Origin of the sequence: Bradyrhizobium sp. 137, from assembly GCF_023074095.1 — a bacterium.
In the GTDB taxonomy this organism is placed as follows: Bacteria; Pseudomonadota; Alphaproteobacteria; order Rhizobiales; family Xanthobacteraceae; genus Bradyrhizobium.
The window spans coordinates 1-15184 of the sequence record NZ_JADPKU010000082.1 but is presented as its reverse complement, the minus strand read 5'-3'; the positions used below and the strand labels follow the sequence as shown (position 1 = coordinate 15184).

General features: G+C 63.3%; 14 protein-coding genes, 1 tRNA gene and 2 pseudogenes. 7 read left to right on the top strand and 10 right to left on the bottom strand.

Features of this window, described 5'->3' with window-relative positions:
• The first annotated feature begins 694 nt into the window (after window positions 1-694).
• Window positions 695-1585: pseudogene (gene rpoH / locus IVA78_RS23795) on the top strand (RNA polymerase sigma factor RpoH).
• Between the two features lie 337 nt (window positions 1586-1922).
• Here the strand turns inward: rpoH and IVA78_RS23790 are convergent.
• The 3 genes from IVA78_RS23790 to groES all read right to left on the bottom strand — a co-directional run bounded on the left by IVA78_RS23790 (window position 1923) and on the right by groES (window position 4317).
• The gene (locus IVA78_RS23790; protein ID WP_247449674.1) at window positions 1923-2258 is read right to left on the bottom strand and encodes a hypothetical protein; all 336 of its coding nucleotides are present in this window, start codon (window positions 2256-2258) and stop codon (window positions 1923-1925) included.
• A gap of 88 nt (window positions 2259-2346) precedes the next feature.
• Window positions 2347-3966 carry a chaperonin GroEL gene (gene groL / locus IVA78_RS23785; RefSeq protein WP_247417413.1) on the bottom strand — a complete coding sequence of 540 codons (1620 nt, stop codon included), beginning with the start codon at window positions 3964-3966 and terminating at the stop codon, window positions 2347-2349.
• A 36-nt stretch (window positions 3967-4002) separates the two neighbouring features.
• Window positions 4003-4317 carry a co-chaperone GroES gene (groES, locus tag IVA78_RS23780; protein WP_247279209.1) on the bottom strand — a complete coding sequence of 105 codons (315 nt, stop codon included), beginning with the start codon at window positions 4315-4317 and terminating at the stop codon, window positions 4003-4005.
• A gap of 276 nt (window positions 4318-4593) precedes the next feature.
• Here groES and IVA78_RS23775 point away from each other — a divergent pair, with 276 nt between their 5' ends.
• The gene (locus tag IVA78_RS23775; protein ID WP_247279208.1) at window positions 4594-5481 is read left to right on the top strand and encodes a hypothetical protein; all 888 of its coding nucleotides are present in this window, start codon (window positions 4594-4596) and stop codon (window positions 5479-5481) included.
• A gap of 186 nt (window positions 5482-5667) precedes the next feature.
• Here the strand turns inward: IVA78_RS23775 and IVA78_RS23770 are convergent, their stop codons facing one another.
• The 6 genes and pseudogenes from IVA78_RS23770 to IVA78_RS23745 all read right to left on the bottom strand — a co-directional run bounded on the left by IVA78_RS23770 (window position 5668) and on the right by IVA78_RS23745 (window position 9726).
• Window positions 5668-6066 carry a hypothetical protein gene (locus tag IVA78_RS23770; protein WP_247468251.1) on the bottom strand — a complete coding sequence of 133 codons (399 nt, stop codon included), beginning with the start codon at window positions 6064-6066 and terminating at the stop codon, window positions 5668-5670.
• Window positions 6024-6323, bottom strand: coding sequence for a hypothetical protein (locus tag IVA78_RS23765; protein WP_247468249.1), 300 nt, complete (start codon window positions 6321-6323; stop codon window positions 6024-6026). The genes IVA78_RS23770 and IVA78_RS23765 overlap by 43 nt, the downstream gene beginning before the upstream one ends.
• A 15-nt stretch (window positions 6324-6338) precedes the next feature.
• Window positions 6339-6833: a type II 3-dehydroquinate dehydratase gene (locus IVA78_RS23760; RefSeq protein WP_247279206.1), complete on the bottom strand. Its 495-nt coding sequence runs from the start codon at window positions 6831-6833 to the stop codon at window positions 6339-6341.
• 27 nt (window positions 6834-6860) lie between these two features.
• Window positions 6861-8139: pseudogene (locus IVA78_RS23755) on the bottom strand (TRAP transporter large permease subunit).
• 34 nt (window positions 8140-8173) lie between these two features.
• Entirely contained in the window at window positions 8174-8689 is a 516-nt protein-coding gene (locus IVA78_RS23750; RefSeq protein ID WP_247279204.1) for a TRAP transporter small permease, read from the bottom strand.
• A gap of 20 nt (window positions 8690-8709) precedes the next feature.
• The gene (locus IVA78_RS23745) at window positions 8710-9726 is read right to left on the bottom strand and encodes a TRAP transporter substrate-binding protein (RefSeq protein WP_247279203.1); all 1017 of its coding nucleotides are present in this window, start codon (window positions 9724-9726) and stop codon (window positions 8710-8712) included.
• Window positions 9727-9868: 142 nt separating this feature from the next.
• On the opposite strand from IVA78_RS23745, the gene IVA78_RS23740 reads away from it, so the two are divergent.
• Window positions 9869-10537, top strand: a complete 669-nt coding sequence (locus IVA78_RS23740; protein WP_247449665.1) for a GntR family transcriptional regulator — start codon at window positions 9869-9871, stop codon at window positions 10535-10537.
• Between the two features lie 11 nt (window positions 10538-10548).
• Window positions 10549-11442 carry an SMP-30/gluconolactonase/LRE family protein gene (locus tag IVA78_RS23735; RefSeq protein WP_247468245.1) on the top strand — a complete coding sequence of 298 codons (894 nt, stop codon included), beginning with the start codon at window positions 10549-10551 and terminating at the stop codon, window positions 11440-11442.
• Window positions 11443-11481: 39 nt separating this feature from the next.
• On the opposite strand, the gene IVA78_RS23730 is transcribed toward IVA78_RS23735, so the two are convergent.
• Window positions 11482-11556 (bottom strand) — tRNA-Gln (locus tag IVA78_RS23730).
• Between the two features lie 275 nt (window positions 11557-11831).
• Here IVA78_RS23730 and IVA78_RS23725 point away from each other — a divergent pair.
• From IVA78_RS23725 to IVA78_RS23715, 3 genes are all read left to right on the top strand, one after another.
• Window positions 11832-13610, top strand: coding sequence for an acyl-CoA dehydrogenase (locus tag IVA78_RS23725; protein ID WP_247468243.1), 1779 nt, complete (start codon window positions 11832-11834; stop codon window positions 13608-13610).
• 163 nt (window positions 13611-13773) lie between these two features.
• Window positions 13774-13956, top strand: a complete 183-nt coding sequence (locus IVA78_RS23720; protein ID WP_247468286.1) for a hypothetical protein — start codon at window positions 13774-13776, stop codon at window positions 13954-13956.
• A gap of 185 nt (window positions 13957-14141) precedes the next feature.
• Complete coding sequence (locus IVA78_RS23715) at window positions 14142-14900, top strand: enoyl-CoA hydratase-related protein (RefSeq protein ID WP_247468241.1); 759 nt, start codon at window positions 14142-14144, stop codon at window positions 14898-14900.
• Window positions 14901-15184: the final 284 nt, after the last annotated feature.

Here is a 15184-nt window from a genome sequence, read left to right as displayed (position 1 = left end):
GTAGGCCGCTTCCGCCTGACCTCCGTTGAGAGTTCGATCATCTTCCTATTTGGCGGCGAGCCGTTTGAGAGGAGCGGCGAAGGCGAGCCTCCGCTCTTCGGCGCCTCGACCTCTATGCCGGGCTCGGCATGCCTGGCGTGCCATTCGATCAAGAGGTGGCCGGCCACCAAGATCACGCCGGCGCAGAACAGCGCAAGAGCCGCGCTGACAAGATCACGATAATCATCCATCCCACTAACCAGACATGCGCACCAGGCGAAGGGGGCCGACCAACCTGCCGGGCACGCGAATGGCATTCGAAGAACTCCACCGCGCGCGTGGACCAAATTGGAACGAAGGCTTCAGGTTTCAAGAGGCTGTCTGCATCGGAGAAAGGGGCGGGCCTCTCCTTGCCAATTTCAGCATCCAACATTCAAGTCGGAACCTTCCGCCGATTTTCAAATTCTAAATGCGTCCACCGGCCTGAGAGCGTCTGGGTGCCAAGTTCGGGCTCAGCGAGTGAGGCTGGTGGTGATTCTGACCATCTTGCTCGATTGAGGATTTGGACATGAAACCTGCCTGCGCTACGACCGCGCGGCCCGCCAAAATCGCCGCGCTCCCAGCTGTGCCGCTTTCGGCGCTTCTTCGCCACTCCCACATTGATCAGCAGCGCGCCCCCGATCGGCGCGAACGATGTTCGTGAGGGGGGTGCGCGATGTTAGTTGCCTCATCACTTCCCGCGATCCATTCCGAAGGCGGGCTATCCCGCTACCTGAAGGAGATCCATCGATTTCCGCTGCTCGAGCCGTCGGAAGAAGCCGAATATGCCCGGCGCTTGCGCGATTGCGGCGATCGTGACGCGGCCTATCGGCTGGTGACGAGCCACCTGCGGCTGGCGGCCAAGATTGCGCTCCAGCATCGCCGCTACGGCCTGGCAATCGCCGACCTCATCTCGGAGGCTAACGTCGGACTGATGCTCGCCGTCAAGCGGTTCGATCCGGAGAAAGGCTTCCGGCTTGCGACTTATGCCTCCTAGTGGATCAGGGCATCAGTGCAGGAATTCATCCTGAGATCATGGTCGCTGGTCAAGCTGGGCACCACCGCGGCGCAGAAGAAGCTTTTCTTCAATCTCCGCAAGCTGAAGCGCAGGCTTGGCGTGGCCGAGGATGGCGATCTGCGCGCCGATCAGCTCAGATATATCGCCGATAGTCTCGAGGTGAAGGAGGATGACGTGGTCGAGATGAATGGCAGGCTGCGCGGCGACATCTCGCTCAACGTGCCGCTCAGCGTCGAGACAGAAGGCGATGAATGGCAGGATCGTCTCGTGGATCCCTCCCCCGATCCTGAAAGTCTGCTGCTGGAAGCCGCCGATCGTGAACGAAAGAAAGCTGCCCTCACGGACGCCATTGCTGCGCTGTCGCCACGGGAGCGCAGCATCATCGAAGCACGATATTTGGACGAGCCGCACAAGACATTGGACTCGCTCGCCGGCAAGTTCGGCATCTCGCGCGAGCGAATCCGCCAAATCGAGCAGCGCGCGTTGCAACGGATCAAGGCGAAGGTCTGCGCGGGCCTGGCCGATCCGAACCTCGCGACAATACATTAGATGAGCGCGAAACGGATGCTGATCGGCCAAGGCCGATCAGCATCCTCTGCAGATGTCGGGGACGATACGTTCGGCCGAAAAGTCAGCGCTTCTGCGCCCATTCTGGCGCACTTTTTCAGCATTGCTGCGAGACGTTGCAACGGAACTGGTAGCGAGCTGCCGGGCGGGCTCGGCCGAAATCCGCGCCTCTGCGCGCGGAGAGTCCGCCTCTTTGGCCTGAAGCGCATTGACCATCCCCAACAAGGCAATGGCAGCGATAACGCCTCTCATCTCTGATCATCCTCCTTTCGGTTCGCGGCCTCGTTACGTCCGGAGCGGCCGGCCGGCCGCTCCGCTGTCAGCTCATGGCAGGCTGTGGTCGGACCCGATCCGACGGCGCGAGATCGAGCCGGATACCTGATGGCCCCAGGACCGGCGACAGCAACGTATCCACCTTCATGGTTGCACTGGCCCGCTCCCAATTCTGCCAGGGCATCGTGTCCAGGTATGGGATCGGCGGCAACGCGAGCTGTTCGAAACTGTCTGCCGCGTTCCTGATAGAACCGGGACTTTCGGCGCCGTAGGCCGCAAAGGGCACGAGGGAAAGGCCGGCACCAACGGCCAACGCGGCGAGGTGCCGCAACATTATTCGGGCGTTCTCCGCGCGAGCGGAGAACGTACGATCCTTGATCATCTCATCCTCCTATCGTTCGAAAACAGATGCAATTGATCGTGACAGCTCATGGAGAACGAGCCCGGCCGCTGGGCCGGGCTCGCTCGTCTCAGAAGTCCATCGCGGGAGCGCTTGCCGCTTCCGTCTTCTTCGGCTTGTCGGCCACCAGCGCTTCGGTCGTGATGAGCAGCGAAGCAACCGAGGCCGCGTCCTGCAAGGCCGTGCGCACCACCTTGGCAGGATCGATCACGCCGGCCTGCACCATGTCCTGGTACTCGCCGCTCGCCGCGTTGAAGCCCCAAGTGTAGGTCTGGTTCTCGAGGAGCTTGCCGACGACGACGGAGCCGTCCTCGCCTGCATTCTGCACGATCTGTCGAGCCGGCACCTGGATTGCGCGGCGCACGATGTCCACGCCGGCCTTCTGGTCGGCATTGGCGGTCTTGACGCCCTCGAGCGCCTTGAGGGAGCGCAGCAGTGCCACGCCGCCGCCAGGCAGGATGCCCTCCTCGACCGCAGCCCGGGTCGCATGCAGCGCGTCGTCGACGCGGTCCTTGCGTTCCTTCACCTCGACCTCGGTCGCGCCGCCGACCCGGATCACCGCGACGCCACCGGCGAGCTTGGCCAGCCGCTCCTGGAGCTTCTCGCGGTCGTAATCCGAGGTGGTTTCCTCGATCTGGGTTCTGATCTGCTGGCTTCTCGCCTCGATGTCCTTCTTGGCGCCGGCCCCGTCGACGATCGTGGTGTTCTCCTTGTCAATGACGACCTTCTTGGCGCGGCCCAGCATCTTCACCGAGACGTTCTCGAGCTTGATGCCGAGATCTTCGGAGATCACGGTGCCGCCGGTGAGGATCGCGATGTCCTCCAGCATTGCCTTGCGGCGGTCGCCGAAGCCCGGCGCCTTGACGGCGGCAACCTTCAGGCCGCCACGCAGACGGTTGACGACCAATGTCGCCAGCGCCTCGCCCTCGACCTCCTCTGCGATGATCAGCAGCGGCTTGCCCGATTGCACGACCTGTTCGAGCAGCGGCAGCATCGTCTGCAGGCCCGACAGCTTCTTCTCGTGGATCAGCACATAGGGGTCTTCGAGCTCGACCCGCATCTTCTCCGGATTGGTGACAAAGTAGGGGGAGACGTAGCCGCGATCGAACTGCATGCCCTCGACCACCTCGAGCTCGGTGTGGAGGCTCTTGGCTTCTTCGACCGTGATCACGCCCTCATTGCCGACCTTCTGCATGGCCTCGGCCAGGAAGCGCCCGATCTCGGTATCGCCATTGGCGGAAATGGTGCCGACCTGGGCAATCTCGTCGTTCGAGGTAACCTTCTTGGCGTGCGATTTGAGGTCGGTCACGATGGCGTCCACGGCAAGGTCGATGCCGCGCTTGAGATCCATCGGGTTCATCCCGGCGGCGACTGCCTTGGCACCCTCCTTGACGATGGCCTGCGCCAGCACGGTCGCCGTCGTGGTGCCGTCTCCGGCAAGATCATTGGTCTTTGACGCGACCTCGCGCACCATCTGTGCGCCCATATTCTCGAACTTGTCCTCCAGTTCGATCTCTTTGGCGACGGTGACGCCATCCTTGGTGATGCGCGGCGCGCCGAACGATTTTTCGATGACGACGTTGCGTCCCTTTGGACCGAGCGTGACCTTCACCGCATTCGCCAGTGTGTCGACGCCCCGCAGCATGCGCTCGCGGGCCTCGGTCGCGAACTTCACGTCCTTGGCAGCCATTTTTGCAAACTCCTTTCCGTTCGATGACTGTCAGTGTTACGCCGCCTTCTTCAGCGTGCCGGCCTGCTCGACCACGCCGAGAAGATCGCTTTCCTTCATGATCAAGAGCTCCTCGCCGTCGATCTTGACCTCGGTGCCCGACCACTTGCCGAACAGCACCCGGTCACCGACCTTGACGTCGAGCGGCACGAGCTGGCCTTGCTCGTTACGCGCCCCCGGCCCAGCGGCGATGATCTCGCCCTGCTGCGGCTTCTCCTTGGCGGTGTCGGGAATGATGATGCCGCCGGCGGTCTTCTCCTCGGCATCGATTCGGCGCACGAGCACACGGTCGTGCAACGGGCGGAAATGCATGCACATCCTCCTTGCTAGGTTCAGCGATGTCCAAAATCCGGGTCCGGAACCGGCCCCCGGGCGGCAAACGACCTAGGAACAAGTCGATCTTTGTTCAAGGGGGCTGCGCGAAAATTTTCCCCTCACACGCCGGCCCCTGCTCGCGCGGTGCGACTTGCAGGGACTGGCGATCCCAGCAAGGCTGGCGGTGGACATGATGCCCCTGCGCGAACAATTTCGACCGGCGGAGAAGTTTGCTTTAATATGAACTCCGTGCCCCAGCCAGTGCCCCCATCCATGCCGCAGCCATTCGATCGCTCCAAGGAAGATCTCGGCAACGCGATCCATTTCGAGCACGTCAACATCCAGGTCCCCGATCAGCGCCTCGCCACCCTGTTCTACGTGGCAGGACTCGGGCTGACCCGCGATCCCTATCTGATGGTGTCCGACACCAATATGTGGATCAACGCCGGACGGAGCCAGTTTCATTTGCCGAGCGGCAGGCCGCAGGTGCTGCGCGGCCATGTCGGGCTGGTCATCGCCGGCCGCGAGGCACTGCTCGCGCGGCTGGCTTCGGTCGCCAAAAAGCTCGATGGCACCGCGTTCACCTTCGCCGAGCGCAACGACCATGTCGAGGCGGTTTGTCCATGGGGCAACCGCTTGCGCTGCTACGAGCCCGACGCCGCGCGCTTCGGGCGCATCGCGCTCGGGATTCCCTATGTCGAGTTCAACGTGCCGGCGGGATCGGCAACCGGCATCTGCGCGTTCTATCCTGAAGTCATGGGCATGCCCGCCGACTTGCGAAACGGCGGCGGCAAGGTGGCCGCGGTGAAGACGGGCCGCGACCAGCACCTGTTGTTCCGCGAGACCGATCGGCCGCAGCCGGACTATGACGGCCACCATGTGCAGATCTACATCACCGACTTCTCCGGCCCCTATCGCAAGCTCCTGGCGCGCGACCTGATTTCCCGCGAGGACAATCAATACCAGTACCGGTTTTGCGACATCGTCGACCTCGATAGCGGCAAGCACCTCTTCACTGTCGAGCACGAGGTGCGCAGCGCGACCCACCCGATGTTCATGCGGCCGATGGTCAATCGCAACCCGGCGCTGACCAACCGGAACTATGCGTACGGGCATGACGAGGCGGCCTGGGCGATGGGGCCGGATCAGTATGAGGGATAGGCTAAGCCTGCCGCATCATTGCCCACGGCGTAGAGCCTGCGCAGCGGCGTACCGTTGCGCGCAAGGACACAATCACGCCGCTGCGCGCGCCTATCGCCAACTCTCCTGAAGGAGACACTACGCGCGCGTCATCGCTATCCATCCTGGTGTCAGGCCCGTCGGGTTGCGAACGCCCGCTCGACCGCATCAGTTGAAATCCGCGATACGCGCATCGAGGGCGAAAATGCCTTGGTAAATTTCCGGATCCCCAAGGCGGCCACCGACATCAGGCGCCAGTTCGGCGGCCTTGTGCCAAGCGGCTTGGAGCGCCGTCTCGTCGAGAGCCTCGACCATCAGCAGGCCGGCAAACAGGCCTTCGCTCGTCCGCATGCCTTTTTCGACCGTCGGAACTGACGTGCGATCCTGATCCGTCGCACCGATCTGAACGGCGACCACGCCGTCGCAACCGGCAATGGCATTGGCAAACCCTGCCGGATCGTCCAGAGGCCGGTCGATCCGCAGCACTATCGCGGTGGCGCCCTCGCCGCGCCCGGCGCGAACTGTCACATTGCCCCCGCCGCGAACGAAATTGCCCAGCCGGGGCATGATGCGCTGCGACCAGAGCGTCGGTGAATTGAGGCGCGCCAGATAGGCCGGGCCGTCCAGGACGTCAGGCGTTCGAGCTCGTACAAGATGAAGAAGCGGTTCATATCGGCGCGCAACGCGCGGAAGACACGGCAGGCGAGAAAGCCCCGCGTCGTCACACGTTCCATCGTGTGCTCGCGGGTGAGCCAATGCCGATAGTCTGTCAGGTCCTCAGACGCGATATCGCTCCAGATTGCCAGAAATCCCGCACCGCGCATCCGCTCCTCCCTGCTCTACGCCTTGCTCCTCGGCTTCAAGCCGTGCAATGCAGCCGGAACGCCATCGGGCAATCGTCCGAGCCGCTGAACGGCCGCCAGAATGGCGGCGATATAGCCGTAAGGACCAAGCCCGCAGATCACGGCCGTCGAGGCGCTGGACGTGATCGAATGCCGGTGCAGCTCATCGCGGGCGTGAATGTTGGAGATGTGCACTTCGATCGTGGGGCCATCGAAGATCTTCAAGGCATCGATCAAAGCAATCGAAGTGAACGAGAACGCCGCCGGGTTCATGATGATCGCATCCGCGTTGCCACGAGCCGATTGGATCAGGCCGACGAGCTCACCTTCGATATTCGATTGATGAAACGACAGCGAGACGTCAAGAAGCTTGGCGAGTTCCAGGCAGCTTGCCTCTATTTCGCCAAGGGTCGTTGAGCCATAGATGTGTGGCTCCCTGATGCCGAGGAAATTGAGATTGGGGCCGTTCAGGATCATGATCCGCGTGGCCATGGGGCCGCTCCTTTCGACAGGACGTGACTAGCCACCGAACCATTTTGCCGGCTCCGTGACCAATTGGGGGAAAAGCACCATCAGAAGCAACACGGCGAGTTGCGCGATCAGGAAGGGCCAGACGCCCTTGATGACGTCCTCCATGCTGATCCGCGAGACGCCGCAGACGACGTTCAGCACGACGCCCACTGGCGGCGTTATCAGGCCGATCGCATTGTTGATGATGAACAGCACGCCAAAATAGACTGGATCGATCCCGGCCTGCTTGACGATGGGCATGAGGAGGCGTCAGGATCAGGATAGTCGGCGCCATATCGAGCGCGGTGCCGACGATGACGACGAGGATCATGATCGCGAGCATCAAGAGCGTCGGGCTGCCCATGAACGGGCGCACGAGATCGACGACCTGGGTCGCGATCTCGGCTACCGTGATGAGCCAGGACGAGACCAGCGCTGCGGCGACCAGAAACATCACGATGCTTGTGCTGAGCGCCGCCGAGACCATCACCTCGTAGAGTTGCGAGAGCTTCAGCTCCCGGTAGATGCAGGTGGCGACGAACAACGCATAGACGGCCACCACGACTGCCGCTTCGGTCGGCGTGAAGATGCCGAAACGCAAACCGACGACGATGATGACCGGCAGCATCAGCGCCCAAAATCCGTCGGTCACCGCTTTCGCTATCTCACGCAAGGACTTGCGGGGCGGGCTTTCGATGTTCTCGTCACGGGCGACCCACCACCACGCAACACAAAGGCCGAGGCCGAGCAGCAGCCCGGGCACGATGCCGGCGAGAAACAGCTTCGAGATCGAGACGCCGCCGGCGACACCGAACAAGACGAAGCCGATGCTCGGTGGGATGACAGGTGCGATGATCCCTCCCGCCGCGACCAGCCCGGCCGCGTACATCTTCTTGTGGCCTGCCGCGACCATCATTGGGACCAGCAGGGCGGCCAGCGCCGCAGCATCCGCCGCCGCCGATCCGGACAGCGAGGCGAGCGCGCAGGATGCCAGGATCGCGACATAGCCGAGCCCGCCCCGCACGTGGCCGACGACCGCGAACGCGATGTCCACGATTCGCCTGGCAAGCCCGCCCTTGTTCATGATTTCGCCGGCAAGCATGAAGAACGGTACCGCCATCAGCGGGAAACTGTCAGCGCCGTTGATGATGTTCTGCGCGACGATCTGGGAGTCGAATATGTCGAGGAAGTGCATCAAGGCGATGCCGCAGACGATCAGGGCAAACGCGATCGGCATGCCCAGCGCCATGGCGCCGAGGAGCGAGACTGTGAAGACGACAATCGTCATGGTGCAATCCGGCCGAGAACAGGGCTTGCGGAGCTCAGCTGTGCCCGTCGCTTTCCTTCACAGCAATAAGGTCCTCGCCGCTCGCCGCGCCGATGACGACCTGGAAGAGGTCGTAAGCGAGGATGGCGGCCGCCGAGACGCCGAAGACGAGCCCGGATGAGTAGAAGAAAAGCCCGACCGAGATACCCGACGCCGGCGCGGTGTCGCCGAAGGTCAGAACGGCTTGCTTCCAGCTTCCGAGCGTCAGCAGCCAATCGGCATAGAGCATCAGGAGGTAGCTGACCACGAAGCAGAGCATCCTGCCTCGCGGCGGCAGCGCACGCACGAGCGTATCGACGCCGAGATGTGCGTGCTGGCGCAGTGCAACGATGGCCCCGAGAAAGGTCAGCCAGACCAGGAGCCAGCGCGACAGCTCCTCGGATACCGCGATACCCGAATTGAAGATGTAGCGCAGCACCACGTTGCTGAACACGAGCACCACCATCGCAGCAAGGCAAACGGCGACCGCCGCCTTCAACACGTCGCAATAAGCGTTGAGGATCTTTGCCATTCGCCTTATCTACCGTCCCGTCACTTGATGGTGCTGCGAATGCGCGCGAGCTCGGCGTTGAAGAGCTTCACCTTGTCGGGATCGTATTCGCTGGAGAACTTCTCGATGACGGGCTTCACCGCCTCCTGCATCCGCGCATATTCCGCCGGCGCGATCTCGTTGAACTGCATGCCCTTGGCCTTCAGCTCGCCGAGCGCCCGATCGGCGGCGAGTTTGGTCTGCTCGCGCTGATACTGGACCGTCTCCGCGTAGGTGTCGCGGAACATCTTCTGCTCCTCGGGCGACAGCTTGTCCCAGAACTTCTTGCTCACGATGATGATGTTCTGGGTGAAGGTGTGGTTGGTCGCCGAGACGTATTTCTGCACCTCGTAGAATTTGTTGGACAGGATGACGCTGTAGGGATTTTCCTGGCCGTCGACCGTCTTATTCTCGAGGGCGGTGTAGAGCTCGCCGAACGCCATCGGCACCGGGTTGGCCTTGAAGGCCTTGAAGGTCTCCAAATAGACCGGGTTCGGAATCACACGCAGCTTCAGGCCGGCGAGATCTTCGAGCTTCGCCACCGGCCCTCTGCTGTTGGTGACGTTGCGGAAGCCCAGGCCCCAATAGCCGAGCGCGATCAGGTCCTTCCCTGGCAGGAGGTCCATCATCGTCTTGCCGAACGGTCCATCGGCAAGCGCGGTCGCCTGGTCGAAGTTGGCGACGCTGAAGGGGAAATCGAACAGGCCAAGATCCTTGACGACGCTGGCGAGCGAGGTGGTCGACGCCGAGAAGATTTCCTGGGTGCCGCCCCGGACCGCCGATTGCTGCTGCAATTCGTTTCCGAGTTGGGACGCGGCAAATTCGCGGATCTTCAGCTTGCCCCCGCTCTTGGCGGCCAGGACCTCGGCAAATTTCTGCACGCTGAGGCTGACGGGGTGGTCGGTGTTGTTGAGGTGCCCCCAGCGGATCGTCCGCTCCTGCACCTGCGCAGCCGCAGGTAGCACGGCGAGAACTGCCCCCACCGCGATGACGGCCCAGCCCAGCATTTTCCTCTGCATGCCCACCTCCCTCGATCACGCCGCGGTCTGAGGCCGCGCCTTTTGGCGAGCATAAACATAGGGTATTATCGGAGTCAAAGGAGGAAATCGTTTTCATCATATGAATTTTAGATTATCATATACTACGACGGGAGACCAGACGATGCCCTTGATTGACAAAGAGGAATCGGCGATCGGCGAGGACTGCTATCGCAGAATCCGAGCTGACATCGTTTTCGGACGGCTCAAGCCAGCCCATCGGCTCAGGCTCGAAGCGTTGCGCGAGAGCTATGGCGTGAGCGTCAGCACGCTGCGCGAGATCCTGAGCCGGCTGGCGGCGGAAGGCTTCGTGGCCGCAGAAGGCAAGCGCGGCTTCGAAGTTGCCGGGGTGTCCGCCGATAATCTGCGCGAGCTCGCCGGCTTGCGGCTGCTGCTGGAGTCGCACGCCATGGCGGTCTCTTTCGCCAGCGCCGACGTCGAATGGGAGGGGCGCGTCGTCTCGGCCCATCACAAGCTCGCCTCGACGGAGCGGCTGATGGACTCGGGGATCGGCGAGCCGGAGCAATGGAAGCGCTATGATGGCGAGTTTCACCAGGCGCTGATCTCGAATTGCGGGTCGCGCCTGCTGATGGAAACGCATAGCCTCGTCTTCGACAAATACTTCCGCTACCAGATGGTGGCTTTCCGCTATCGTGGCGCCGAGCCGGCCGAGCAGCACAGGGCACTGCTCGAATGCGCGCTGAGGCGCGACGCCGAGACGGCGCAGAAGGTGCTCTGCGCGCATGTCAACAACTGCGTTGCCGATGCGCTCGCCAACAGCTCGCTGCGCTGAAGGAGTGCGCGGTGACGGCGAGGATCATCGCTGCCGACAAGGTTCAAACCGCAGTGCCGGCAGGCGACGTGCTGGGCGAGACGCCCTTGTGGTGCAGCCGCTTAAACAAGCTGTGGTGGATCGATATCGACCGCCGGCTTCATCAATCGTTCGATCCGTCGACTGGCGCTCACCGGACAACTCGCCACGATGGCCGGTTTCTCGGAAGCCAGGCGCTGGTGTCGGACGGCTCACACATCCTCGCGCAGGATCTGGGGCTGTTTCGCTACGATGCTGCAAGCCGGGAATCGAGCCGCTTCTGCGAAATCGAGACGGGGCGCGACAATCGGCTCAACGACGGACGGGTCGATGCGCGGGGCCGCCTGTGGATCGGGACGATGGACAATGATCTGCACCGGCCGAACGGCTCGCTTTATCGCGTCGACGGCAGTACAGCCACGCCGATGTTCGCGGAGGTCATCGTCAGCAACGGAATTGCGTTTTCGCCCGACAATCGCACGCTCTACTTCACCGATACGCGGCGATACTGCACCTGGCAGTTCGACTTCGACCTCGATGATGGCGTGATCGGCAACAGAAGACTGTTCGCAGACTATACCGCCTCGAAAGAGCGACCGGACGGCGCCTGCGTCGACGTCGATGGCGGGGTCTGGACCGCGTTCTTCTCCGGCGGCCGGATCGTGCGCTATCGGCCGGACGGCCGGATCGACACGATCATTCCCCTCCCCGTGACCAATCCGACATGCGTCTGCTTCGGCGGCCGTGACCTGACGACCATGTTCGTCACCACCGCAAGAAAATTCCTCGATCCCATGCAATTGGACCGAGAGTCCGAAGCCGGCCATCTGCTCGCCATTCACGGCATCGCGCAGGGACTTGCCGAACACCGGTTCGCCGCTGGTTGATTCAGCGCAGCGGGGCAGGATCGAATCAAGCGGAGCTTCTGGCTGGGGCGGGAGGGATCGAACCTCCGAATGGCGGAATCAAAATCCGCTGCCTTACCGCTTGGCTACGCCCCAACTGGCGACCGGGGGCGGGCGGAAGAACTGGCTACCGCAGATTCCCTCGGGGTCGCAGCCGGTCTATAGGGAGCGGGGCGGCATTTCAACCGCCTGGAGGGGCAAAATACCGCGGCCTGGGAAGACCGGCCGAAGGATCCGCGTCTCGCTCTACTCTATTATGAGGCCCGACAACCGCCGGGGCCCCCCGCCGGCCAGCGCCATCCGTTCCCGCCATTGAGACCGCCCCCGTTTCATGGGAATACGGCACCAATATTTGTCCACGGGAGTGAGCCATGACCTACCGCGCGCCGATCTCTGACATGCTGCTGTCGCTCAACCATGGCGCGGGCCTCAAGGCCGCCGTGGAGGCCGGCCATTATGGCGATTTCGACGCCGACATTGCCGCGGCCGTGCTGGAGGAAGCGGGGAAGTTCGCATCCGACGTGCTGGCGCCGCTCAACAAGATCGGCGACGAGCACGGCATCAAGCTCGAGGGCGGCAAGGTCACGACCGCGCCGGGGTGGCCTGACGCCTACAAGCGTTGGACCGAGGGCGGCTGGAACGCAGTGTCCGGCCCCGAAGATTTCGGCGGCCAGGGCCTGCCGATCGCGATCAACGCCGCCTGCACCGAGATCTGGAGCGCCGCCAACGTCGCCTTCGGCCTCTGCCCGCTGCTGACGGCCTCCGCGATCGAGGCGCTGGAGGCGCATGGCAGCGACGAGCTGAAAAAGATCTATCTCGAGAAGCTCGTCTCCGGCGAATGGACCGGCACGATGCAGCTCACCGAGCCGCAGGCCGGCTCTGACGTCGGCGCGCTGCGCACCCGCGCCGAGCGGCAGGCCGACGGCACCTATCGCATCAAGGGGACGAAGATCTTCATCACCTATGGCGAGCACGACATGACCGACAACATCGTGCATTTCGTGTTGGCGCGCCTGCCTGACGCGCCCGCCGGCACCAAGGGGATCTCGCTGTTTCTCGTGCCGAAGTTCATGGTCAACGAAGACGGTTCGCTGGGGCAGCGCAACGACATCTATGCGAGCGGCGTCGAGCACAAGCTCGGCATCCATGCTTCGCCGACCTGCACCATGACCATGGGCGATCACGGCGGGGCGATCGGGTTCCTGATCGGCGAAGAGAACCAGGGCATGCGCTGCATGTTCACGATGATGAACCAGGCCCGCCTCGGCGTCGGCCTGGAGGGCGTCGGGGTCGCCGATCGCGCCTACCAGCAGGCGCTGTCCTACGCCCAGGAGCGCAAGCAAGGCCGCGCCGTCGGCAGCAAGGGCGACGGCGCGGATGCGATCTTCGTCCATCCCGACGTCAAGCGCATGCTGATGCGGATGCGGGTGCAGACCGCCGCGGCGCGAACCATCTGCTATGCGACCGCCGTCGCGATCGACGTTTCCATCCGCGCCAAGGACGCGAAGGTGCGGGCCGATGCGGCCGCACGCGCGGCGCTGCTGACGCCGATCGCCAAGGGTTATTCCACCGACATCGGCAACGAGGTCGCCTATCTCGGCGTGCAGGTCCATGGCGGCATGGGCTTCATCGAGGAGACCGGCGCGGCGCAGCATTATCGCGATGCCCGCATCACCGCGATCTACGAAGGCACCAACGGCATCCAGGCGATCGACCTCGTCACGCGCAAGCTCGCGGCCAATGGCGGCGCGTCGGTATGGGCGCTGCTCGACGAGCTCTCGGCCACCGTCAGCCAGGTCGAGGCTTCCAACGATCCCGCCTTCGGCACCACGGCCACCAAGCTGCGCGAGGCGCTGGAGGCGCTGACGCGCACCAGCAAATGGCTTTTGGAGCGGGTTGCGTCCGCACCGAACGAGGCGCTCGCGGGAGCTACGCCCTATTTGCAGCAGTTCGGCGCCACGCTCGGCGGCTGCATGCTGGCCTCCGAAGCGCTCGCCGCCAAGGCCGACGGCATCACGGACGCCGCACGTTACGTCTCGCTCGCCCGCTTCTTCGCCGAGAACATCACCGTGCAGGCGCCTTCGCTCGAGCGCACGGTGACGGAGAGCGCGGAATCGGTTGCGGCGGCGGATGCGGTGCTGCTGGGATAAGGCGGCGGCTGCCTACCCCACAACCAATGTGTCCCGGCCTTCGTCGGGACGGCACCGCGTTTTTGACGAGGACCTTCCCTTAGTTCGCGAGTGGCTCGGTACGGCCGCATCGTCACCGGACGGATGTCCCGCCGATGCCAGCGAGGTCCCGGCGGGCCGACCGATGAACGTCACGACCACCCGCAACACCAGCCCCATTATCGCGAGCGTGGCGGTCAGCATCGCGGAACGGAAGCCGATGCTGCCGGTCAGCGACAGCCGCTGCGACAATCATCGATCGAGCAATCAGTCAAAGGAAACGGCACCAGGCGCGATCATGTCCCACAACCAGCAGTTTTTCAAGTGAACCATTGTAGCCCAATGTTGCAACGCGCGACAGCGCGTGACGATGCGGCCGGCGGCCTGTGCTGACGACACAAGATCGGGATCGAAAAGCTTGAGCAGCGCATTGGCACGCCTGCAAGATGATGTAGGCTGACCTTTCGTGAGACACGCCAAAGGCAAGCGCCGCGGCGACCGCAGGGGGCTCTCATGCCGAATGGCAATATCGTCGTCACCGAAGAGCGTGGAACGCGCGTGATCACCCTGCGTCGTCCGAGCAAGAAGAACGCGATCACGCAGGACATGTATCAGGAGATGAGCCGCGCGATCGACACCGCGCAGAACAACCCTGATATCCGCTGCATGATCATCACCGGTGGCTCCGGCGTGTTCACTGCCGGCGACGACATCGAGGATTTCCTGAAGGCCGACGCCTCGCACCCCGAAATGCTGTCGAACGGGGCCAAGTTTCTCTATTCGCTCGCCCTCAATGCCAAGCCGATCATCGCGGCCGTGGACGGCGTCTCGATCGGCATGGGCACCGTGATGTTGTTCCACTGCGACTATGTGCTCGCCTCGAACGCTGCGACCTTCTCCGCGCCCTACATCGATCTCGGGCTCGTCCCGGTCGGCGCGGCCAGCCTGCTGGTGCCGAACACGATGGGCTACCAGCGCGCCTTCGCGATGCTGGTGATGGGACGGACTTTTTCCGCCGCGGAGGCGCATGCCGCAGGCTTCGTCAACACCGTGGTCTCGCCCGGACACACCGAGGTCGAGGCGCGCAAGGTGGCGCGCGAGATCTCCCGGCTGCCGGCCGAGGCGGTCGCGACCTCGCGCAGACTGCTGCGCGCCCCGCCGGAGGAGTTGACCCGCCGCATCGACCAGGAAGCCCATTTGTTCGGCGAGCGGCTCAAGTCGGAAGAGGCGATTGCTGCGTTCAACGCGTTTGCGAATAGGAAGAAGCGGTAGGGCGAGCACTCGGCTGTCACCCTCCCCTGGTGGGGGAGGGTCGCTCGCGCGAAGCGCGGGCGGGGTGGGGTGAGCCGCACGAAGACTCTCGCCGGGATACGAACCTTGCCAGCACCTGCTCACAGGATGGTCTGTCGCCCCGCCCCGGTTCGCATTTCATGCGAACCGACCCACCCCCTCAAGGGCAGGGCTATCGCATGTGGCCGAGGAGCTCAAAAAGAAAGGCATCGTTCCACCCGGCGCGCTTGAGCTTGAGGCGCAAGGAGATGGTGGTGTCAGGGTGA